Origin of the sequence: Francisella uliginis (genome assembly GCF_001895265.1) — a bacterium.
Taxonomy (GTDB): Bacteria; Pseudomonadota; Gammaproteobacteria; order Francisellales; family Francisellaceae; genus Francisella; species Francisella uliginis.
In genome coordinates this window covers 2,163,675-2,187,939 of the sequence record NZ_CP016796.1, presented here as the reverse complement: position 1 = coordinate 2,187,939, position 24,265 = coordinate 2,163,675, and the positions used below count along the sequence as shown (strand labels likewise).

Below are 24,265 nucleotides of genomic sequence, written 5' to 3'. Positions count from 1 at the left end.
AAAAATCAATAGAAAAAATATAAAAGTTATCACCAGGTGTTGAAAGCATTAGACCTCTTGCGAAATACTACTTCAGAGGCATTTTATTTCTAAGTAGGTATTTTCTTTTTAGAATCCGTTTTGTAAATTAACTATTCCAGCCACTAAATTAAACCTAAGATTAGCTTTTTTACCAAAACTTCTATAGGTTTCACCCAGTATACGAAACTTTTTAATTTCTGCAATTTTATGCTCAACATAAATCCTAATCTTACTAAGCCATTTATTATAATTCTTCTGCTCTATACTTAAAGAACCTCCTTTGGGCTTTTTATAGGGGAGTTTTACTTTAGTAGATTCATTTTGAATACCTTGGTAGCCATTGTCACAATATTTATCAACATCACGAGCTAATTTATCTGATTTTCTGCGAACAGTTATATCATGAACACTGCCTGGATAAACCTTCGAAACATTAACTATTTGACCTGCTTCACTGATAGCTATTTCTACTTTCTGTGTATGGCTTTTTTTCTTCCCTGAATAGTTAGCCTTTCTTCGTTTTAATTTCTTAGGTCTCTGGATTGGCTGTTCTGTTGCATCTATTAAAAGTCTTTCTACTTTTTGATTAGTCATGCTTCTATCTTTTTTTATATGTATTTCTTTAACTAGTAGTAACTCTACTCGTCTAATTAGGCGATTTACATTTGATTCATCTAATCCTATCAAGTAGCCTAAAAATTCTTGTGTCATATAGCAACGATAATATATTAAAACTAACAATAATCTATCTGCATGATTATCAACTTTTGGCTTTCTGCCAATCCTTGGAAATCCTTCATCTAAGGATTTTGAGGCATCGGTTAAGATTTTATTGAAATGTTTTAGTTTTAAACCTGTTAGTTTTCTAAATATTCTGGCTTTCTTTGACAATATTGCGTAGCTTATTTGCATTTTTATGGATCTCTTAAGCAATCTTTCTATATATATGGTGAATAATTAGTATTTCGCAAGAGGTCTATTAATAATTTTGTAAAAAATAGGGTTAAAAATTTTTGTAATAATCAACTTATATATCTATGCAATAAATAGCAAGGACCATTAAGTCTTATAAGTTACAAAATGTTACATTTAATAAATATCTTGGATAAATTTGCATATTAATATAATGATCGCATTTGAACAAAAAGTAATTAAAAATGGAGATTTAAAATGAAAAAGATTAAAATTTTATTATGCGCTATTGTAATATCTTTACTTGTTGGTTGTAGTACCACACAGATGGCAATAACTGGATTAGTGTTAGCTGGAACAGCTGTTGGATATCTTGCATATAATTGGATGAAGGACCCTGATGCTTCTAATGCTTATGCAAAATCACCTGAAGCAGTTACTAAAGCGGTTAAGGAAACCCTTAGTGAAAATCAATATAGTATTATTAAAACAGATGATAATAATAAAGATAATACTTATATGATAGAGGCTGAAAATACTCAAGGTAAGAAGGTTAATATTGCGATTAGCCCTGTTGAAAATAATCAAAATGAAGCAAAAGTTTATATTAAAGGTGCTACACATGATGGTGTAACTAAAGCTGAATCACAAATTTTGATGAATAGTATTAGTGCAAAACTAATGTGGTAATATAAGTATCTGACTTTTTATAAAGCTCTAAAGTAACTAAGAATCAAGTGTTCTAAAACATTATAGAACGAGCTTTTATTGATCAAGCTAGGCTTAAATATATCTTAGCAGATAGTTGGTTTTGCTCTAAAGATAATATTAGTTTGATACTTGGCATGAAATCAAATAGAGTTGAGATTTTAAGTTATTATGTAAGCAAAAATAACTATTTTATTAAATTCTCGGAACTTGATATTACTGATGGAGAATCTTTAAAAATATGGCTTAAAGGTGTGAATTTTCTTCAACTTTTAACAAAAAAGTTTTCATAAACGAAAATAGCACAAAAGGGATTTTATATTTTTTAACAAATAACTTAGAAATAGATTCTAATCAGTTATATCATGACTATAAAAAAGATAACAAATAAAGGTTTATAGTTAATCCGAATATCTTTTGCAAAATAGAGCCTGTCATTCCGGACTTGATCCGGAATCTCTAAAGTGAAGAGATCCTTAATTAAGTTCAGGGTGACCTCATAAAACTACATAATACAGTCGGATTGACTATATCATAAATCAATTAAGCAAAACTTCTTCTCTGCGTCATCGACAAAAGTAGAAAAAACACAAAGAAATCATTAGATAATCTGAGTAATGAGAGTGAATTAGTATAATTTAAAAGGACTATTAAACCCAAAGTTACAAAATGTTACATCTGATAAATATTTTAGATAAGTTTATACATTAATATCATAAATATTATAAATAACTTAATAGAAAAAATAATGAGATTGAATAAACTTTTTCAAATGAGAGAAACAACAGTACCTCAATTTGAAGATAAGACTAAAGTTATAAAAGATAGTATTAATTACAATGTACCTTTTGTATTTCAGAACCATATTAATCAATGTGGAGATGCTTGTGTGTATATGTTACTTCTATATTATGGACTACCACATACTTCTACATTTGCTATAGAACGACTAGAACTTAATCCATCATTTCCTGGTTTACAAGTTTTTCGTATTAGAAAAAATGATAGAGGAGTTCTAAAAGGTTCTACCACCGATGATCTTGTGGAAAGGATGGATAATTTTATTAGAATTAAGGATTATGAAAATAAATATCTATGCAAAAAAATAAATGAGAAATACGTAGGACTTAAGACGAATAATAAATTTCTTAGTTGTTTTTATTTAAAGTTTAATAATAGAGATGAAATTAAAAAGCAATTAGAAACTTTTGGGCCTTTTATTATTCAGATTAATGAACTTCACTTTGCACTTGTTAAAGGGTTAGAAGAAAATAGTGTAATTATCCATGATCCTTGGAGAGGGGGAAATAGGAAAATGGATGTAGATAAATTCATAAGTAGGAAAGTAAATATAAATAAAGAATCTGAAGTAGTGCGTTTATCTTATGGCTTTTTAGATCTTTTTAATAATATACCAGATGAAGTAAAAACAGCTGTAAATTATCTAAAATTTAGGATACAGAAAGCAAATTCGGCATATACTTATAGGTCTAAATCCTCATATCCTAAATCCACTGACAGAAGTCTTAATAACGTTACTAACAAAGGAGTATTTAATCGACATGGCAATGATGGAGTAAAACGACTAGAACAAGTTTATGTTGAAATTATTGGAGCAAGAACTTCGTCGGTAATTTTTAATATATTGGGTCAATTATTTAGTAAAACTGGGAGTTTTGAGGGAATGTCTGGGAGTGTTCAATATCATACTCACTCAGGAGCCTCATATCTTATTAACGCTCTGTTTAGTTACTATAATGACGTTAATTTAGGTATAGCAAGTCATGATAATGATACATATATATTAGAGTTAAAATCAATATTAGAGTCTCATTTAGGAACTAACTGTTTTGGAAGTCAAACCACCGAGCATAGTAGAAGGAAATGTGGAGAAATAATAATAGAGTATGGTAGATATGCTATTAAGCGACAGCATGGTAGGTATACGGATAAGGAGCTTTTATCTATATTGAAAGGAATTAACGATCGTCAAAGCATTAATGATGCACGTATTATCGCTGAGAAAGCAGAATGTGAAAGCGAGAGGTTTTTTGATAAATATTCTGATAAAAATATTACTTCATGTGGAATTGAACAAAAAACAACAAAATGGTTAAAAGAATACTCTTATGATAGTACTCATATTCAAAAAGAGGCTAGATCTTTTAAAGGAAATCCTGAAGATATTAGTAACCCATCATTTCATTATATAAAATTTCTTGGCATAGAAAGAGTTCTAAACTATTATCATAAATATTTGAACCAATACTTTCTCTTTTATAGACTTACTAGTTATAAAGATGGCAAGAATCCATATTTAAACATTTATAAAGGCTTAGAGGGTAAGCTAATACAAGAAAGAGGATTTATGTCGGTAAGCTTACATCGTAGATTTTTGATAGATGGAGTTAATAATGCTAAGTCTTGTATTTCATATAATAAAATCGCAATAATAGGGAGAGGAGCATTAAATTTTTCTAAATATTCTGCATATAATAATTCAAGTGATCCTCGGTATGTGGGACAAGCAGAGTTTATTTTTCCAAGAAATACGGTTATGAAGATTTTATCAATTTGTAAAGTCAAGAATGATGTCCATATGATTTGTAAAATAGATGAGAAAGAAAAAACAAGAAATGGCAAAGAAACAGTTTTTGATTCATTTTCATTAGAAAAGATAGTTTAAATTAATATTAGGAGTTACTTTTTTTTGAAAATTCTTTAAGGTTGTTAGACATTAGTATCTTAATATCCAAAATAAGATCAGATATAACAGTTGGGAAGGACATATTTTTTCTAATATCCCATGAGGTTTTTAAAAAATTATAGTTTAAGGAGTTGTTATGATTAAAATTATTTCTAAAAAGGTCTTAGAGTTAGCTTTCTCAAAAGGAATTGATAATTTTATTGAGATTTATAAATTACAAGCAAATAAGAACTATGTAAGTGAAACTTTGGGAAATTTTGCTATGAACTTTAAAAGTGAAAAAGCTGTTCATACAAACTATATATCTGATTCTGAAGTAGATCATGCTAATCGTATTAAAGCTATTTTAAATAGGGATGATAATCATGATGACTTTTTTCACCGTTTTGGTACAAAGTTACAAGAGCTTGCTAAAGAAAAGTCTAATGATTGCTTTATTACTAGTTACTATTCATTTATCGTTTTGGCTGTTTTTCATTATGCTTCGGTAATTCAAAGTGAAGATAAGTATAATAATTACCTTAATTACCTTAATTACCTTAATACGAGGGAATTAATGTCTTATTACTTAACACCAAATACGCGTAAAAAAGAAGTTATCTTACCGCTTTATAATATAGTTGGTGGCGCATTGTGTAATATTAATACAGGTCATTCACTACTTGATAATACTGATCAGCTAATTCAAATAGATAATCATGTTTCAGATACAGAAAAATTATGGGCATTTTTATGTAGTGATGGATCACCAATGAAGGAAAAGGTAAAATCATTTGTAGATAAAGATACATTTAATAAATACTCTAATTTAAGTACAGCTCTTTTAGCCAAGAAAAAAAATGATAATCAGCAATATGACCAACAATTAAAAGCGGATATTCAAGGAAGAGTAAAAGAAGCTTTTGATAGATCTCAAACTTTACTAAAAAAATTTGATAGCATAGCTAATGCTATTGCAGCATATAATTTAAAATTTGATCAAAATACTTCAGGTTCTATACCAGGGAAAGATCTTGCTAAGAAGTTATCGAATAAGTATTCTTATGAAATGATAGATGTGCCTATAACTCAGTTTCTAGCTGGAGTAGGGTCGGGTTCTCTTGGCTGTTTAAAAACAATGTTTCCACCAGCTTTTATTACTACACTAGTAACGGAACTTGGTTTTAAGCTAATAGAGATTAGTATGCAGTCCAAAGGTTATGGTGTTATAAATAGACATGGAATAACAGGTCAGCTTAGATCGCATTTATTAAAAGATTATATTGATATGATTTCAGTGTTTATTAAAAACCATTATTATTATATTTTTTCTCAAAAGAGTCCTGATGCTGTTATGCGTAGTTCTCATGTCCTTATAGCAACAATTAATTTTTTTAATGATAGCTATGATGAGGCTATAAAGCTTTTACCAAATCAAAATCAAAATGGTAGTTTATATTATTATCTTGATATGTATGTTAAAGGTAATAGAACTAAAATTGAGCAGTGGAATAAATCTAAATTAGGTAGTATTTATAATTAGTTAACACCATTAAGTATTATTTCTCTATTAGTCTATTTGATTTTTCAGTTAATCTAAATTCATTCTTTCAACAAGTAGTATTAACGTAGACCAACAAAAACTTATTTATTAAATATTAAGTTACAAAATGTTACAAATAAGAAAAAATTTAGTCATGTTTTGAAGATATGATCTCAAGAGTTTATATAGCTATAAATTAAAGAATAAAACAAAAAACATACTTTAAAACTAAAAGGAGATATCTCTAGTGAAAGACTACTCTGTAATATACAAAAATTATCACAATGATACAAATAAGCTTTTATTAGATGATGCTTATGAAAAAGGAAGATTTTGTTTTTCACCTAAGTTTTTTAATAAAATTTTCTCTCAAAAAAATGGCAAATTAAGCTTAAAAGAAAATCTTTCACAGGCGGTATATTTTATAGAAATTATCATGTCAGTTAATGCTGGGTTTATTACTTATGAGGATTCGAACGGTAATATTAATATGGAATTTAATACAGGCAATAAGTTCGATAAGTATCCTTTGAGCTCTACGCTGATTCTTAGGCATGATATTTTACGTAAAGCAATGCTTACTTGTTTGGGCTTACTTAACTATTCTAAATCATATTCTGTAATAAGCTATTTTCATGCTATTTTAAAGGATATTTGTAGTAATTTTTACACCTGTGGAGATCTTAAAATCAAAGAGATCAATAATTCATTTAGGAAAAATTTAATTAACTTTTCGGAAAAATATTTATTTATTTCTCAAGATCATGTGGAAAAGTTTTTACTGCGTTGTGGTGAGATAGGTTGTGCCTATAAAAAAATACCTAACAGGATTATAAGAGAATCAAGCTTTGAGGGTAGAGTTTTTAGAACAGTTACAACTCCACTTAAGCCGATAGCCCAAGATTTAGATGGGATTAAATATGATAATTTAATGTATCTATCGAGACAAAAAGCTTCTGCTATTAAATCTCTTTTAGGTAATAGTCTTGATACGGATAATCAGATATTAACTTCTCAGGCAAGGAAATTTATGCCTTATAGCTTTCGTAATACTTATGTTGTTGAGGTAAAAGGTTTAAATAATATTTGCTATCATTTTGTCCTTACAGCTAGCCCAAGTCCTGAAGTTGCAAATATTGATACTAGTGACTGTACATTAAAGTACTATGAAAGGTTGGTTAATGCAATAAAGGATAGGTATAGAAATATATCAAACGCAAATATTCAACTAATTTCTTTAGTATCAGAGTCACAGCCAGGCAAATTATACATTGGTAGAGATGGTAATAGGGCTGCAAGAAAATTAGGAATAAAGCGAGCAAACTTTCAAGTGACCTATACAAAAGGGCGTGGTATGCGTGACGCAACAAAAGAGGTATTCAAGCACCAGGAAAATCAAGGTACTTATGTTAGCATCTTGCACTGTGAGAGTGGAGTTGATCGTGCTGGGACATTGCTTGAACATATTCTTTATAAATTGTCAGGAGATTCTTGGCAAATGACTGGAGGGATGGCCCATGGAGCTTTTAATGCGATGCTTTACAATCTACAGTTTGGCATGAAAGCAAAAGGGATAGGCTATCCAGACCTAGAACGCTGTCAGAAGCGATTTCAAGCAGTACTTTCTGACAAAAATAAAGAATTTATGACTATGTAAATTATTTCAAAGCTTAGTGTTATAGCATTCCTAAAAGCTTATTCTGTTTAATCTAATAAAATTTAAACCCAAAAAATTCTTTGATGTTACAAATTGTTACACATTGTAAATATTTCAGATAATTCCGTCTATTAATATTATAAGTATCAGAAGATTAAATAATTTATCAACGAGGTAAATAAGATGATGTTAGATTTAATAAACAAAGTAAAAAATGAAGAAGAAGTTTGCTATAGAGCAGAGGTAAGTGAGTTTGAGGCGATATATGCAGCTTTAGAAAATGAAGAGTATTTAAATGTTAAAGATTTATCTTTGGAGCAAATTGATAAAGGATGCTTAGATCCTCGTTATGTTATATATACTGAATTTGGTTACTGGTATGAATCTACTAGTTTTAATGTTAATAGTGAAATTCTTGCTGAAATAGTTCAGGTTCATCAGTTCTTCTTAGAAAAAATTGAAGAAGGAAAAGTTCGTCCTAAAGTTTACTTAGCTATTGTTGAATGGTTACATGCTAGTATGCTGGCTCATGCTAAGTTTATAAAATCAAATCCTGATATTTATTTTGAAGAAGATAAACTAGCATTAGATAATGCTTTTGAGGAGTATATATCATTCATTAAAGCAAACTTTACAGATATAAATATAACCCAGGTCTATCAACTTAAAGATGTATATAAAACTTTTCAGGTTATGCAAGAGGTTGAAGAGGTAGATGAAGTTGAGGCTGACCAATGCGATGAGATAAGTGATATTAAAGAAGATGAGAACCTTTCTTTAAGCTCTAATAGTATTTATGTAAGTGACGAGTGGAGTAAGCTACTACGTAATATAAAAATTTATCGTAAGCTTGTAAATGAAAAATCTTGGCTTAAAGCTGCGGTTGTTTATCAGGTTATTAATACAGCTTTAAAAGATTTTGATCCGACTAAATATTTTCCTGAGACATTTTATCCATACCTTAAAGATACAGCAAATGCATATGATCATTTAATGCATCAGCTAAGTTTGTCTAACCATCCATTATGGTTAATGTTATCGCAGATGTTTAATAGTGATCCAGAGAGTTTTAGTACAGATGAATCATTAGGTGGTATTAGAGAAATATTAGTTAGACAAATTAATAATAATCCTCAGGATGACTCTCAGCAGTATGAGACAACTATGAATAATGATGAGCAAGATCAATTAAATTGGTAGAATGTTATGTTAGATAATTTATTTTTCGATGAAATTAATTTTGATAAGTTTAACGATCTAGAGTTAGAGGAGCTTAAATCACAGCTTAACTATAACGCTCCTAGTAGTATTGAAGAACTTAAGTTTGCACAACAATATAATAAATGGCTTGCGAGTAAACAGATAGGAAAAATTGCTAATGGGCGCTTACAAGTCAGTATTACTCCTTTAAATGAAAACTTATCTTTAAATACTGAGAAAGTAAAATATTTACATACAAGTCAAATCAAAGATTTGGATATTGATTTTGAACTTTATGGGTTTAGTGGAGAGTTATCATTTAATGTTCCATATGATCTTAGCAAGGAGACTTTATGGAGTGATTTAGCTAATTACCAAAATAAGTTTGTAATTGAGATAACATATCAAGAGAGCTTAAAAGATAGTAGTAACTGTCAACCTAATCCGGATAACTGTTGGAGTGTTAAAGGTTATGTTGATCTTGCAAAAAATAATGCTATAGAGCTAATAGATCAAGTAAGTAAAGTTGATAGTTATGTTGGTGTTAGACATTATCTATCTTGCAAACTATTTTTTACAGATGCTTTTGCATTCATTGCTAAACAGCATTATCCAGTTAAAGTGTATCCACAGTCTAGTTATGTCGACGTGTTCAATAATATCTTTGAGAATTTTAAGAATTTATTAAGCATTAACGATATTTATATTAGTAAGGATGTTACAGTCTTTGATACTCAATATAATTGGATATGTGTAAATTGTGATTATCCAAGACGTAGTTTTTATGATTTCTTTTTTTATACACTGAGACATTATCAGTTGCAACTGATCTATAACTATTCAAGTACAGATCCTAGTTATAGTATTGTTGATTTAACTAAACCTGAAACTAAAGGAGACACTAGTCCTGAGTTGTCTGCAGGTATAATCAAAAAAATTATAAACCAAATAGGAAATTATAGCTTTAGCAATACCAATCTGATAAATCAGCATTGGGCAACGCAAGAAGAGTCTCCCGTTGACAGTATATACGCATCGAGTAAAAGTGTGTTAGCTGGAAAAGATCATATATTTGGTTATGCTGTAGCATCAACACAGCTTGAAAGTGCTAAAGAATTTTATACAAAAGAAATTGAGAATACAGAAAGAAAATTAAAATGTGTAAATCTTGAATGGCATCGTTTTCCTGCAGAATTTACTATATTGCCAAAAAGTAAATTCACTCTATCTAAGTCATATAAACAAATCCTGCCTCAGTTTACTCAAGATCTGGTAATCTCTAGAGCAAAAATATCATTTAAAAATTATAATAAGGTTGCTATATATGCAGGACAGACATCTGTATATACAACTTGTGCATCTGATAAAGATATATCTAGTATCGACTATCAATTAAACCAAGGTATCGATATTAAAACACAGGTATGCTCTATAGATGCTATAGCATTATCTTTTCCAGAGTTTAAGAAACCTATTAAAAATCTAAATATTTATGGTTGGATTGATAGTCAAGCTTCTGGTACAGAGACGACTTATTCTATTGTTGCAGCAGATCAAACGGACACTCAAAAGGATATTAATAAAGATATTGCTGCTGAAAAAACTGCCTTTTTAATGCATGATCATACTACTAAAGAACTTTCTTATATAGTGAAGTTACCATCAGCTTTAAATGGTAACTCTAGCAAGCCATCGTATATAACCTTACCGTATTTTGTGTTGCATGATCATCAGGTTATGCCTTTACGTAATGGTACTCCAGTGGCAATTAGTTTAGGTCAAGAAAATGGCTCTATTGATAAGGTTATGTGGCATAGCATGTTAGATCAATCTTTTAATAAAGATTCTCAAATCAATAAAATGACGTTTGGCACTAATGATTCAGCGGGAGTTGTTCATCAAGCAGAAAATAAGAAACTAAAAGAAGGTTCTTTAGAGATATTTTCACAGACTTCAAGTAATAAAACTCAAATTATATCTGATAAAAGTCAGATGTCTTTGGTTTATAGTGAGGAATAAAAAATGAACGCAATATTCGAAAAACAAAATATATTATCTATACTAGTTATAAGTGTAGTAGTTATAGCTATATTTATAATAATAATCAAAATGTATAAAAAGCTTATCCAAAGGTTACTTTTTTATAAAAAAGGCCTTGGTAAGATAAATGGCTTTTTTGCTAAATTATTTAAAGTTAATGCTCTTAATGAAATATATCTTGAGTTCTATCGATCATTAAGCTTATGGAAGAAGTTCAGACTATATTTTGCAAAGAAAAATATACTGATTGATAATTCTCTTAAAATAGAAAATGAGTTTGGAATTTATTTTAAATTAGAATCCAACCAGCTTAGGCTCTATATTAATCCTGAGAAACTACATGAATCAGATATCAAAGAAGCAGATATTTTATGCTTATTTAATAAAGTATTTAAAGGATGTATAAATCTAGTTGTAGTTAATGTGAACTCTAAATTAGATAAGACTAACTTAACTAATTTAATGGATCCTATGAATAAGTGTTTTACTTATATTTCTAAATATTTATCTAGTAATTTTAACTATATAGTAAATATAGTTGAGCAAGATGATAATGTTCCTTATAAGACATGGTGTGAATATGCGCAACTTACTAATATTACAAACTTTTGGTCAAATGAGAAACCTTCTTCATCATGGTTTGATCTTGTTACTAATAAATATACAGATAAACAACTTTACCTAAGTGAACAGCCATTTAGCTCTGAGCAGGTTAGGGATTTATATTGTTTTTTAAATAATTGCCTTAGTCATGAGTATTTTATTAACTTATTACAAGCAGAAATACCCCATAAGATAGCTAGATATAGAGGGTTTAGTATTGACCTTTTTAAAAGAAATAAATTCTTAAAGAGTAGGTTAATAGAAAAGGCTTATTCCACTCAGAAGCTTACAAAAAAGCTAAAGAAAATGATCTGTTTTATAACTATGTTTTTATTAACAGGATGTTTCATAGCTGGTTGGTATCAGGTTAAAAACAATATTAAAAATATAGCTAGCCAAATACCATTGACTTGTAAATATTCAGGATATTTAAGTGAGATTAACTTAGAAAACTACCATAAAAGCTTAAATGAAGTTTTTTACAATAGTTTGATTGTTGAGTTAGCTTACCATAATGCTGGAAAGAAACGCTTAGATAGACTATGGGAAAAGTTTATCTACAATCATGTGATACTTAGAGCATTATCAAAAGCTGATAATCCTATACAAAAATTAGCTTTAAATATTCTTCAAAACCAAATAACAGATCCAAATGTAAGAGAATTAATTTCGGATAATTTATGGTTATGGTCTAAAGTCACTAAAATTCCTGAGAATGTTTTGAGTGTATGGTTAGAGATTGATCATGAAAAGACTAATGCTAAAAGTGTGTATGATATATCTTTTGATGGCCAACAAGATAATAAAACAATTGAGTATATAGATAACTTTGTTATGCAGGTATCTGAGCAAAAAGACCCTCTAAAAGTCTCATTAGATAAAACAGTAACAAATAAAGCTTTAGAGTTAACACTATTAGATCAACTATTAAATGATCATGATTTAAATATTCATATACATGATTCTAAATTAAGTAATCAACTATCTCTTTCATATGAACAAAGAGTAGTTTTAAATCATTTTGTTACTTACCTAGAGCTTAGAAATACTATTGAAACAGTTGTAGATGAAAAAAGTATTCAAGATAAAGTAAATCAGCTATCTAATATTAAAAATAGTATAAAGCAATTAGCTAAAACACCATGGGATAAAAGATTAGCTAGTTTTATGCTACAGAGCATTAGCGATAAGTTTTATTTAAGCTCGCTTAAGGAACATAAATACTACTATAGTTATAATTTCTATCAAAAGAACATAAAACCTGTTAACTCAGAACTTGCCAATACTGTTAAGGCTTATACTGAGATAGGGGCTGATATTAATCCTATATATGCTGAGTTTAAGTCATCATTAGATAAATATATAAAAGCTTATAGAAACTACTATTATCAGAAGGCTACAGAAGCGTTTGAGGTTAACTCTAGAGATATTGATACTTTGATATTGAGACTAAAAAGAATTAATACATCATCAAATCTAGAGTCTTCATTATCGGCTATCCAAAAGAATGTTTTACAGCTTAAAGATGTATTTATGACTGAAAAAGGCTTTAAAGGGGTTAGTAACTTCTATAATGATATTAAAAGCTATAACAAGCTTATGGATAAGTATATTGATATATTAGATAAAGCAAAATCAAATCCAGAAGTATTAATAGATCTTTATCAAAATGATAAACATCCTTTTGAGAAAGATATGGACGAGTTTTTGAAATCTATCAAAGCGACACCAAAACTTGCGAAGCTTCTTTCTCAACCTGCGGTAGTTAGTGAACAAGTAACAACTGAGTTATTACAGCAGGATGTTCAAAAATATTGGAATACAAACTTACAAGCAACATATAACAAGATTTTTGACTCTTTCCCATTTAAAGAAAATTCTAGTAATCCGATAAGTGTCGATACTTTAACGAAAACTATTGGTAAAGGCGGTGAGTTTTGGAAGTCTTATGCAAAGATTGCACCTCTAATTAAAAACTATGATACAAATAAATGGCTTACTGATAAGCAGTTTAAAGAGTATCAAAAGATAGATGAGTTATCTAGACTTCTTTGGGATGCTAATGGTAAACCAAAACCTATAAAGTTTACTTTAAAAACATCAGAGTCTTTGCCAAGCTATAGCCATGTTGAAAGCTCTTGGATTTTCTTTAAAGATAAAAAAGTATCTTATTATGAAGGTGTTTTATCAGTAGGTAAAAATAGTATTTCTGATATTGGTGTTGGAGGAGTCAAACAAACTTTTGAAGTTCAATGGTGGCTAAACAAAGTTGCATCGGTTGCTCTAGTTAGTGATAAGAAAAATCTAATAGCTCAGCAAGCAAAAGAGGGTGACTGGTCTTTTTGGAAGCTGTTAAAATCAGCAGATCATAAAGGTAATACTTTTTCTTGGAATTTTAATAATAACGAGACGAAGGTTTCGTTTGATATAGATTATTCAAACATTTGGTTTAATTAAAAGACTATTTAGGTAGGTATGTATTATGAATGAATTATCATCGAATAAGAATATTACTGTAAAGGAGATGATGAGTGCTCTTAATCAGCTACAAACACAAGTAGAAAAAGATTTTAAAAACTATACAAGCTGTTTATATTCTTCTAAGATAAAAACTCATTTTCCTCATATGTTAACACCAACTTTTCAAGGGTGTTATATTAAAATTTCAGATTGCTATTTAGAGGATGATAGTAACTACATTGATATAGAACAGCAGGTTGGGATAGACATATTAGAACAACAACAGGTTTTATATTCATCAATGTCAACAAGGATACTACCTTTTGATGTAATTAGCGTTGAAAATCAATTTCATGGTGTTGAACTAACATTTGCAGCTAAATCAGAATACTTTAGCCTACAAGATAATAATTTTAGCTTTTGGCTACATTCTGATTATATGCCTATAGAACAGCTTGTTAATATTTATAGAAAATTAAATAACATAGATAAGCTTTCTTTGAAAATAGAATTTGCTGATGATTCTGTGCTTGATAAAAAGGTAGATATTAGTTGTGGTTATGATTATGTACAGCATTCTAATCAGAGGTTTCGTCAAAACTTAGCTGATCCTAGGCTACAGTTTAGAATCAATGTAAATTTACACCAACATTTCTCACAGAAGATCAAATCCATAAGGCTATTAGTACAAGGTTTTTCTATTGAAGAGCTGTATGAAGATCAATTAAATGATCTATTTCATACAAATTTAATACCCGTGGTTAATCAATACCAGACGATTAGTGATAGCTTTGTTATGGATGGCGACTATGAAGTTTATTGGCTAAATGGCAAAGAAAAAATAAATGCTGATTTTTATATTCATGAAGTACTAACTGTATATGCAGATAAGCAGCCTTTAGCACCTATAGATTATAAAGTGATTTATAAAGATGGCAGAGTTGGTTTAGAGTTTAATCAAATCTCCCAAGTTTTTAATAAAACTATTTCGGCAGATATATATGTTAGTCATAAGCTCGATCAAGCATTGATGAATAATTATCATAAAGCAAGAGTGAAATGGTTAAACCAAAATATATCTACATATAAGTTAGAGGTTAAGAGCTTAATTACAACTTCTGACTCTCTATATGAAGCTCATCTAATAGAGCCCTTATTGAAAATTCTTAAAATACCTCATATCCATAGATGGCAGCTACAAGATTGGAAGGGGTTGTTGAAATTTACAGATATATCAGCACTAGTCGATATTCAACCATGGCTTAATGACATAACTATAGATGAGCAAATGCAAACATCTTTGTATTTTAAAAGCGTTTCTGAAAATTATCATGATTGGGTTAGGTTTTATCTTAGACAATTAGAGGTATTTTTGCAAAAAAATACTAAACATAACTTTAGATTAAAGGGAGTTTTTCAATGATACCTTTTCCACGAAATTATAAAAATTGTATTCGCTATATAAATGAGCAGTATCCAAATTATAGGAAACATTTGCATGCAAACTGGAAGCAAGACAATGCTGTTTATATTATCAAGGAAGTTACAGTTGAAGACAAAGTAATAAATATTTGGATTAATATTTGGTTATTAAATAAAGATCCTAAGAACTTAGCAATACTTAAGGGTTGTTTAGATGTTGCTGCAACTAGAAGTCTCAAGAGTCAAATATTAGAAAAATGGTTAACGCTATATAATTATGCTCTTTATCCTGAGTTATTAACCTATCAAAGTAATATTTATCGTAATGGCGAGATCTTTTTTTCTAAAGATGATTATAGTAATAAATCTATTTCGGCTATAGAACAGTTTATTCGCCAGTCGTTAGGTAAATACAGAGTTAGTGTTGATCTAGAATATGTCAATAAAGTTAGAGGCAGTTTCTTAGGTGTTGCTAAGCTGAATCAGCCATTATCAAAAACTTATACAGAGAGGTTAACTACTATAAGTGGCAAGATTACTTTTAGGATGTTAACGCAAGAATCAAGAGAAAAAGTTAGCCAACTTTATGATGAAGTAATAGAAAAGCTCACAAATCTTGCTTTTGATCTTCATGTTGTTTTTAAGAATATTCTATTAGTAATTGATAATGGTTTAGAAACACTAAACTTAGGAGACACGCTAAATAGAAGAAGTTTATCAGGAAATTTTGCATATAAGGTTATAGAAAATGAAAAATATTAGAATAAAAAATACTTACTTAAAAAATATAAAACTAGCATTAATATCAGCACTATTTTTAATCCTTTCAGGATGTGCAAGCTCAAGTTTTAATTTAACAGTTCAACCAAATAAGCTAAGCAATGATGGTCAACCTTTTTATGTCATTGTTAAAAAAGAACCAATGTTTAGTTATTTAGATAGTGATGTTGATAGTGTATATGATAGTTATCTTAAAACGGATAGCAAGGATGATAGTATTTTGGTATATCCAAGTAAAGGTAAACAGTCTATACCTATAGAAAAATCAGAAAAAGAAGGTGTATCGGTATATTTCCTATTCAAGAAAAAACCAAGTGAGGGGCACTGGAAACTTTATATTAATCCAGATAGCCAAAAAGATAAAACAGTTAACATCTCAAAAAATAATGTAATGAAGGTGTCATAGAAGTTCTGTAGCCAGGTCAAAACAAAGTGATAATAGAATAGAGAGGCTTATGATAGTTAAACATACAGTTACTCAAAAAACATTTTAGTTTATTTCTTCAAATCAATATTAATAACTTTGCTAAGAATATCTTATCTATATACATCTTTATTTATAGCAAATGAACCTTATAAAGCTAACTTTACTAATATGTAAATGATAAAAACAAGATTTTTTATCAAAAATAAGAGAAAGTTACAAAATTTTACAAATGCTTAATATTTAAGACACATCTAGTGGTTATCTTAGTGCATAGAAACTTTAAAAGAGTTTTTAACTTAAACATAGACAATACACAAGGGGAGTTTAAATGAAAGTTAATCAAGCCATTCCAAAGTCTCGTATCACAATTACATATGATATGGAAGTTGAAGGAACTAAAAAGAAAAAAGAGTTACCTTTTAGGCAGCTATTAGTAGGAGATCTTTCTTTAGGCAATTCACAGGAAAGAAAAAAAGAGCTATCTAATCGTGAAATTTATGAGTTAGCAAGTCCAAACTTATCAGATGTAATGGAACCTATGGGTATTAAATTAGATATCAGTGTTCCAAATCATATCAAAGAAGGTGGTGAGGATATTAAAGTAAATTTAGATGTAAATTCTATGAAGGTATTTGATCCAAATACTATAGCTCAGCGTATTCCTGAATTAGCGTCATTACTTCAGGCTAAGAAGTTAATTCAAGAGTTTAGTTCAACTATAGATAACAATAGAAAACTTAGAAATTTATTAAATAACGGGATTAATAGCTCACAAGCTATAGAAAAGATTCAAGAAGAGCTTCCTTTACTTGAGTCATACCAACTTAATAAAGATCTTTGATAAAAGGGGAATTTAGAATGAGTGAAACTACATATAAATGTGCAGATATTCTTTCAGCTGCTGGTTTTGAAGAGAGTAATACTTTTGAGCTTATAACTCAAGATCAACTAAGTGATAACAAATCACAAGCTAGTTATGAATCGAGATTAATGACGGCATTATCGATATTACTTAGTAATAAGAAGGATGAGACTGTTATTGATAAAAACTTGATTCATCGAGTAACAGATATGATTGATCGTATGATTAATAAGCAGGTATCAGAAGTACTAGCTCATCCAGACTTTAAGAAATTAGAATCTAGTTGGAGATCTGTTCAAGAAGTTGCAAATAGTGTTAATTTTCAAAATACACAGCTATCTATTATGGATGTTGAAAAAGATGAGTTAGCCGAAGATTTTGAGAATAATAGTGTAGATGTATCTGGTAGTGACTTCTTTAAGAAGGTTTATGTTGCAGAATATGATCAATTTGGTGGAGAACCATATGGTGCATTAATAGGACTTTATGATTTTGATAAATCTCAAGAAGACATTGAGTGGCTTACTGTTATGGGGAAAGTTGCAGAAGCCTCTCATGCACCATTTATTGCAGCGGCATCACCGAAGTTATTTGGTTGTGAGACATATAATGATTTAAGTGAAATCAAAGATATAGATGGTTTGATGGCGCACCCTAGATTTGGGCGTTGGAATGCATTTCGTAAGACTAGAGCAGCTGGATATATAGGTCTAACACTACCTAACTTTATGTTAAGAGCACCATACGATCCTGTTAATAATCCTGCTAGTAAAGGTCCTTTGAATAACTTTAAAGAAGAGGTGAGCTTAACAGCTCCAGATCAAAGTTGTCTGTGGGGTAATGCATCAGTGCTATTTGCTAAGAATTTAGCTAGATCATTTGAGATTACTGGTTGGTGTCAATCAATTTGTGGCCCTACAAGTGGAGGTAAAATTGAAGGTTTACCAGTTTATAACTTTAATGAACGTGATAGTAATGCCTTTGTGTTGCCTGTGAACTTATTAATTCCAGACCATAAAGAATATAGCTTAGCAAAAGCAGGCTTTATAGGTTTGGTTTATGAGAAGAAAACATCAAATGCTTGTTTCTTCAGCGCACAATCACTAAAAGCTAGTGAAGAGTTTGAAGATCCAAATGATAGTGAAAATAGTCAGTTAATTACGAAGCTACCATATACATTTTCAATCTCAAAAATAGCTCACTATGTGAAATGTATGGCTCGTGATGAGATTGGTTCAGAGGCGGATGAAACAATTTTGAATAATAAATTAAACACTTGGATTAGTAAGTATGTAACAACTGTACCAAATCCAAATGCTTTAACAACCTCTTATTACCCGTTTAAGGCAGCTATGGTCAACGTTGGCAAATCCCATGGGATGGCTGGTTGGTATAACTGCAATATCGAAGTTCTGCCTCATATTAAATTTGAAGGCATGGATGTAACCCTTAAGTTAGACACAAGACTAGCTTAAAAAAACAATAACTAAAAAAGGAGAATAAATTATGAGACAAGTTGATGATTATGTTTCAATTGATAACGATAGATTAAGTGCTAACCTTAGCTCATTACAAAATGCACAATCTATTAGCCCAGATGTAGCAATGGAACCAAAGATACTTTTAGGAAGTAGCTTTGCTATTAAAGTAGCAGGTAAAGATATTACATTAACAAAATTTGCGGCGATGTATCCTGGAGGAGCTACTGAGCCTAATAAAGATATTGTAGCAACACTTGAAGATCTTTCTGTTGCTAGTGCTACTATTGGATCAGGTGGATCTAACTCGATGACTTTTGCTGTAACAGCAGATAGTTATGAAGCTATCACATCAGCGTATAAGCAAGCTAGAGCTGGACGTCAGATGCTAACTATTGAAGCAAAAATTGCTACTGATTCATTAGTAACAGGACAGTTTTACTTTAAGTCTGCATCAGGAACTACAGAAGGTAAGTGGGGAGATATTTTAACATTCCAAACAGAAGTGACATTCTTATCTACAGATGAGCCTTCAATTCAGTTAATAGGCGGAGGAAATGATAGTTCAAATGCGATTGGACTAATTACTCTGAATAACATCCGTGCTAGTAATAATTTTGATGTTTCATTAACAACAGAAAACTCTAGTGATAGTGCTAAAGTTGTTACATCTATTCTAGCTAATAATACAAGTAGTTAATTAAGGAATTTATAATGAGTCAAGTACACTGGAGTATGGGACAGGCGTTACTGCCTGAGCATTTCATCTTACAACAAAAGTATATGCATCAATTAAATGGTCATGTAAATAATGTAATTAATGGTTACGATGATGGTGTACTTGATATTGTTATAGATGAGAAGGCCTTATCCTATAATATTTTAAAAATAACTGATTTAGCTATATTTATGCCAAATCAGATATTTGTATCTTTAAAATTCAATGCCATATGTAATGCTTATGAGTTAGACTCAGAGCAAATTAGTGATGGTAAATTAAGCTTATATCTGACTTTAAAAGACAATCCAGATATACAGCTAAAAAATATTAATAATCATGATGTTGAGATAGAATATTATGAGTTTTTCTTAAGTGACTCTTTAGTAACTAATGCAGAGTATTCAGTAAAGCTATTTGAACTAAGTTATATAGAGGATGAACAAAAATGGCAAATTGATAGATATATTCCAAAATGTATACTTTTGCCACAACTGTTTGCTAAATCATTTTTAGGATCTACAAAAGATAAGCTATCTAATATTAGAGAAAAGTTACAGACTATTTGTATAAATAAGAATTTATATGATAGATATCAGTCAGTATATCTTAAATTGTCAGAGATAGAGTTTTGGTTAAATTTACAGCAGGCTGATAGTAGACCAATAAACATACAGGATTTACGAAATAATTTATATCAGTTGTATCAGTGTGCTTCACTGGTATGGGATAATAAAACTTATCTTTATGAGAGTTGTTCACAACCTTTACATGATTGTAATAAGCTCTTAGATCTAATAGATAAATATTTTGGGGTGGAGTTAAAGAATCCAAATATCCACACTTTAACTTATAAACAAGGAATATATCAGTCAGGTATCTTGGATGATGAGTTTTTCACATCAGAATCTAAATACTTGGTATATGAGAGTAATAGCTCGTCAATATCAGATAAGAAGATGTTAGTTAAAGGTTTTGCACCATCTAAAGCTGAGAATATTTTATTAAAGGCTTTACCGGGTGTTGAGATAAAAGCAGTTGATGAGAAAGTAGTTTTAGATAATTTTCCAAATGCTGATCAGGTATTTGAGATTATACCATCTGGAGATCAGTGGCAAGCTGTAGCAGATGAAAAGGTTTTGTGTTTAAAGATCAATTTATTAAATGATGAAATATCTCAAATATATTTAAGCTGTATATAAAAATAAAAACTCATAAATAAAAATTTTTTAACCCAAATTATCTTCTTTAACTGATCAAAATGAAATACTCTAAAATTTAATATATAATTGTCTTTATAAGGTATTGCCGATGATATTTATTAAAAGGGAGTTAATATGCATATCTTGATAGTTGATGATGATAAAAAAATCTGTTCAATGCTTGAACTTTTTTTTAATAAATATAATCATAAAGTAGATATCGTACATTCAGGTGAAGATGCTCTTAAACTTTTAGAACCTAGTCATGATCAATTTGATGTTGTTATATTAGATATACATATGCAAGGAATATGTGGCATTGAGACTTGTAAGAGGATTAGGCAGTTTTCTAATATACCTATATTGATGTTAACCTCATGTCAAGAAGATGTTAGCACGATATTAGCGTTGGAAATAGGTGCGGATGATTATATGACTAAGCCTTTTAATGCTATGGTTTTGCATACAAGAATTAAAAGTATTCTTAGAAGATCTCATCAGCAGCCTCAAGTTTTAACAGATAAAAAATTTATCAGCTATACTTTCTCAGATTGCACTCTTTACACAGGTACACAAACGTTAAAATATAAAGATGAAATGATTCCAATAACAACAGGTGTTTACAGGATTCTTAAATATTTTCTAGAAAATCCCAATATTATTCTTTCTAGAGATCAATTAATGGAAAGTGTACAAAACAGGTCTCTAGAAAGCTTTGATAGATCAATAGATATTCAAGTTTCAAGGGTAAGAAAAATACTTAAAGATATTGGTATTAATGATGCTATAAAGACTATACATGGTTCGGGATACATGTGGACTTTAGCAGTACATCAAAAGAGTGACTAATGAGATCTACGCTTAGAATAATATTAAAAAATAAAATTTTTAGATTACTAACTATACTCATATTAATATTACTTATTTTACAAATTGTTATAGCATCATATTCTCTAGCCAACATAGGCCTTAATAAGAATGTTAGAACTCTTTATAAAGAAAATATCAGCATGCTTGATATGGTTTTAGATTATAAAGGTGAGGTCTTAAAAGGAAATATATTTTTTGATTTTGAGTTTAATGATGCGATTGTATCATTTACAGAAGAGCCCTTATGTAAAAGACATTTGAACCGGGAGGATCTTAGTAGCTATCGTAATGTTGGTAAAGATATTAAGTTTCGTCTTTGGTATTGTGTCTCTATTAAAGGTTATAAAGGCAGATGGTTAAACTATACTATTAAGCCGTCTTTACCTGAAGAAAAAGTACTATTATTTACTAACCTAATAACGACAATAGTTATAGCTACTATTGTTATATTTTGTTGGCTCTTATTAAAAGTTATTATCCCGACGAAAAAACTTGAAGATAATGTCTATGAGCTTGGTATGTCTTTAGTAGAAAAAGAAGTCAGAGCAAGTGGAATTAAGGTACTAGGAAGATTTGCTAACTCAATAAATTTTATACAAAAGAGATTATTCAAAGCACTGAATACGAGAACAAAAATATTGTCGATGATAACTCATGATCTAAAGTCACCTATAGCACGTTTAAAGCTTAGATATGAATTAGGTCTAGTAGATCATAAAGACAATATCGACGATATTGAGCTATTGGAAAAGTTATGCCATCAAATATTGCTAGAGGCAAAAGATGATATGTTTAGTCATGAGGTGATAGAAGATGTGGATATTTATTCTTTATTAAAAAGTATCGTAGATAAGTATAATAATATAGATATAAATGAAATTGATAGTATCTACTTAAAAGGACGAAAACTATCTTTACATAGGGCCTTTGATAATTTAATTTCAAATGCAAAGAAATATAGTGACAAAATATCTGTTAATATCTTGAAAAAAGATCATTTTGTTGAGATAGATATTAGAGATTATGGAAAAGGTATAAAAGAGAGCGAAATTAAAAATATATTTAGACCGTTTTACCAGATCAATAGCATGAAGCAAGGTAATGGTCTTGGGTTAACTATAGTTCAAGAAATTATCAAAAATCATAATGGTTCTATAAGTATAAGTAATCACTATGATCCTCATGGAGTAATTGTTAATGTCCAGCTACCACTTTAGAAACACTATCTTGATACTAATGGTAATAGTCTTAGAAGCTATACTAGGTATGTCTCCTGAAATAATTAATTATAAACCTTTAGTCTTTGAAAATAGCTATCGATATTTTAGGTTTTTTTATTTAACGGCTACATTCTTTCCTCTTCTAATATTAGTTTTGCCTGTAGCTTCTTTCTTCTCTTATAGAAATTTAAATAAGATTATAGGAATGAGTTTTTTGATAGGCTCCTTTCTTTTTTTCATAAATGCGGTGTTTTTTTATTCTAATTCTATATTTAAAATATTTTTTGTTATTTTATGTTTTGCAATCTTGCATACAAGCATGTTTATGTTGCTATATAAGCTTATTCTAAGATTGAAAAACAAAATTTTTGTAGTGGGATTATTCTGTGGTTTTCTTCCTCTAAGAAATTTAGCTATGTTGGTGACATCATCATTGTTTGTCCATGATCCCGTATTAAGAAGTAGAATAGTAGTATACGGTATGTCTGCTATATTTATGGTATTTTTTATATTATATTCTTTTATTACAAAAAATGAGCCTGTTGAAAAACAAATAAGCTATAAAAATTTTTCTATTAGATTTTTTGTGTATTTGATAAATATTTTGAAACAATATTCTGTATTAAGCCTAATTTTTTATCTATTTATGTGTGGAGCCATATTTGGGCTGATACAACAATATATGCTACATTATGTTGTATTTAGTAATACATATGCGGTATTTAGTGATAATATAACTTTTAGTACTTTCTTGCTTTTACAGAAACTAATATATTTAATATTATTTTTATTAATAATATTAATCTCAGTGTTTGTAAGTAAGAGGAGATTTAATACGATATTCTTTTTTTCTAGTCTATTATTAGCTTTGAACATTATATTTATTCTTATTTTCGGTGGGGATAAATATCTCTTAAATAGATTTCTATTGGTTAATTTCATATGGTATTGTACATTTGTATTTTTTGTGATTTTAGTTAAATATATAGATAAACGGAATATTAATAAGTTTAATATAGTCTTAAGTTTAGGTTTTGTCTCATATTTATTTGGATTTATCAATTCTGATTGGATAAATATTTTGTTTGTAAGTAAGTATATGCAGTTATTAATGGCACTATTCATAATAATTTTCATATACCTAAAAATAAGAGATCGCTAGATTTTAGGCTATCAATAAAGCTAATATTCAAATTGATAGCAGTTTCAAGCTGATATAGTTAATCCGAATGACTTATGTAAAATAAAACCTGTCATTCCAGATACTGAATCAAGTTCAGCACAGGCTTTGATCCGGAATCTCCTAGCCAAAGTGAAGAGATCCTGAACCAAGTTCAGGATGACCGCATAAAAGTACACAATACAATCGGATTGACTATATTATTCATCATAATTCTTATCTTAGCCTAACGTTTTTACGAATTTTTACAAGTGAGAAATATTTAAGTTACTTTTT

General features: G+C 29.5%; 18 protein-coding genes and 1 pseudogene. 18 read left to right on the top strand and 1 reads right to left on the bottom strand.

What is annotated here, in order from left to right; all coding sequences use genetic code 11:
• Nucleotides 1–108 precede the first annotated feature (108 nt).
• On the bottom strand, nucleotides 109–933 hold the full coding sequence (locus F7310_RS10130) for a transposase family protein (RefSeq protein ID WP_072711046.1): 825 nt from the start codon (nucleotides 931–933) through the stop codon (nucleotides 109–111).
• 258 nt (nucleotides 934–1,191) lie between these two features.
• Between F7310_RS10130 and F7310_RS10125 the strand changes: the two genes are divergently transcribed.
• From F7310_RS10125 to F7310_RS10045, 18 genes and pseudogenes are all read left to right on the top strand, one after another.
• Nucleotides 1,192–1,623, top strand: coding sequence for a DUF3568 family protein (locus F7310_RS10125; protein WP_072713450.1), 432 nt, complete (start codon nucleotides 1,192–1,194; stop codon nucleotides 1,621–1,623).
• Between the two features lie 26 nt (nucleotides 1,624–1,649).
• Nucleotides 1,650–2,020: pseudogene (locus F7310_RS10870) on the top strand (IS701 family transposase); the annotation flags it as partial.
• A gap of 393 nt (nucleotides 2,021–2,413) precedes the next feature.
• Entirely contained in the window at nucleotides 2,414–4,327 is a 1,914-nt protein-coding gene (locus F7310_RS10120; protein ID WP_158513259.1) for a cysteine peptidase family C39 domain-containing protein, read from the top strand.
• Between the two features lie 157 nt (nucleotides 4,328–4,484).
• Nucleotides 4,485–5,870, top strand: coding sequence for a hypothetical protein (locus F7310_RS10115; RefSeq protein WP_072713448.1), 1,386 nt, complete (start codon nucleotides 4,485–4,487; stop codon nucleotides 5,868–5,870).
• A 247-nt stretch (nucleotides 5,871–6,117) separates the two neighbouring features.
• Nucleotides 6,118–7,527 (top strand): hypothetical protein, encoded by a 1,410-nt coding sequence (locus F7310_RS10110; protein ID WP_072713447.1) that lies wholly within the window; start codon nucleotides 6,118–6,120, stop codon nucleotides 7,525–7,527.
• A 186-nt stretch (nucleotides 7,528–7,713) separates the two neighbouring features.
• On the top strand, nucleotides 7,714–8,727 hold the full coding sequence (locus F7310_RS10105; RefSeq protein WP_072713446.1) for a type VI secretion system protein IglI family protein: 1,014 nt from the start codon (nucleotides 7,714–7,716) through the stop codon (nucleotides 8,725–8,727).
• 6 nt (nucleotides 8,728–8,733) lie between these two features.
• Nucleotides 8,734–10,746 (top strand): hypothetical protein, encoded by a 2,013-nt coding sequence (locus tag F7310_RS10100; RefSeq protein WP_072713445.1) that lies wholly within the window; start codon nucleotides 8,734–8,736, stop codon nucleotides 10,744–10,746.
• Nucleotides 10,747–10,749: 3 nt separating this feature from the next.
• The gene (locus F7310_RS10095; RefSeq protein WP_072713444.1) at nucleotides 10,750–13,827 is read left to right on the top strand and encodes a hypothetical protein; all 3,078 of its coding nucleotides are present in this window, start codon (nucleotides 10,750–10,752) and stop codon (nucleotides 13,825–13,827) included.
• Between the two features lie 25 nt (nucleotides 13,828–13,852).
• Nucleotides 13,853–15,253, top strand: coding sequence for a type VI secretion system baseplate subunit TssF/IglH (gene iglH / locus F7310_RS10090; protein WP_072713443.1), 1,401 nt, complete (start codon nucleotides 13,853–13,855; stop codon nucleotides 15,251–15,253).
• Nucleotides 15,250–16,014, top strand: coding sequence for a hypothetical protein (locus F7310_RS10085; RefSeq protein WP_072713442.1), 765 nt, complete (start codon nucleotides 15,250–15,252; stop codon nucleotides 16,012–16,014). Before iglH ends, F7310_RS10085 begins: the two co-directional genes overlap by 4 nt.
• Entirely contained in the window at nucleotides 16,001–16,438 is a 438-nt protein-coding gene (gene iglE, locus F7310_RS10080; protein ID WP_072713441.1) for a type VI secretion system lipoprotein IglE, read from the top strand. Before F7310_RS10085 ends, iglE begins: the two co-directional genes overlap by 14 nt.
• Nucleotides 16,439–16,787: 349 nt before the next feature.
• Complete coding sequence (gene tssB, locus F7310_RS10075; protein WP_072713440.1) at nucleotides 16,788–17,300, top strand: type VI secretion system contractile sheath small subunit; 513 nt, start codon at nucleotides 16,788–16,790, stop codon at nucleotides 17,298–17,300.
• Between the two features lie 17 nt (nucleotides 17,301–17,317).
• Nucleotides 17,318–18,796: a type VI secretion system contractile sheath large subunit gene (gene tssC / locus F7310_RS10070; RefSeq protein WP_072713439.1), complete on the top strand. Its 1,479-nt coding sequence runs from the start codon at nucleotides 17,318–17,320 to the stop codon at nucleotides 18,794–18,796.
• Between the two features lie 31 nt (nucleotides 18,797–18,827).
• Complete coding sequence (locus F7310_RS10065; RefSeq protein WP_072713438.1) at nucleotides 18,828–19,499, top strand: hypothetical protein; 672 nt, start codon at nucleotides 18,828–18,830, stop codon at nucleotides 19,497–19,499.
• Between the two features lie 14 nt (nucleotides 19,500–19,513).
• Nucleotides 19,514–20,719 carry a type VI secretion system baseplate subunit TssK gene (gene tssK, locus F7310_RS10060; protein WP_072713437.1) on the top strand — a complete coding sequence of 402 codons (1,206 nt, stop codon included), beginning with the start codon at nucleotides 19,514–19,516 and terminating at the stop codon, nucleotides 20,717–20,719.
• 135 nt (nucleotides 20,720–20,854) lie between these two features.
• Nucleotides 20,855–21,568: a response regulator transcription factor gene (locus tag F7310_RS10055; RefSeq protein ID WP_072713436.1), complete on the top strand. Its 714-nt coding sequence runs from the start codon at nucleotides 20,855–20,857 to the stop codon at nucleotides 21,566–21,568.
• On the top strand, nucleotides 21,568–22,806 hold the full coding sequence (locus F7310_RS10050) for a sensor histidine kinase (protein WP_072713435.1): 1,239 nt from the start codon (nucleotides 21,568–21,570) through the stop codon (nucleotides 22,804–22,806). Before F7310_RS10055 ends, F7310_RS10050 begins: the two co-directional genes overlap by 1 nt.
• Nucleotides 22,787–23,971 (top strand): hypothetical protein, encoded by a 1,185-nt coding sequence (locus tag F7310_RS10045; RefSeq protein ID WP_145951753.1) that lies wholly within the window; start codon nucleotides 22,787–22,789, stop codon nucleotides 23,969–23,971. Before F7310_RS10050 ends, F7310_RS10045 begins: the two co-directional genes overlap by 20 nt.
• The last annotated feature ends 294 nt before the right edge of the window (nucleotides 23,972–24,265 follow it).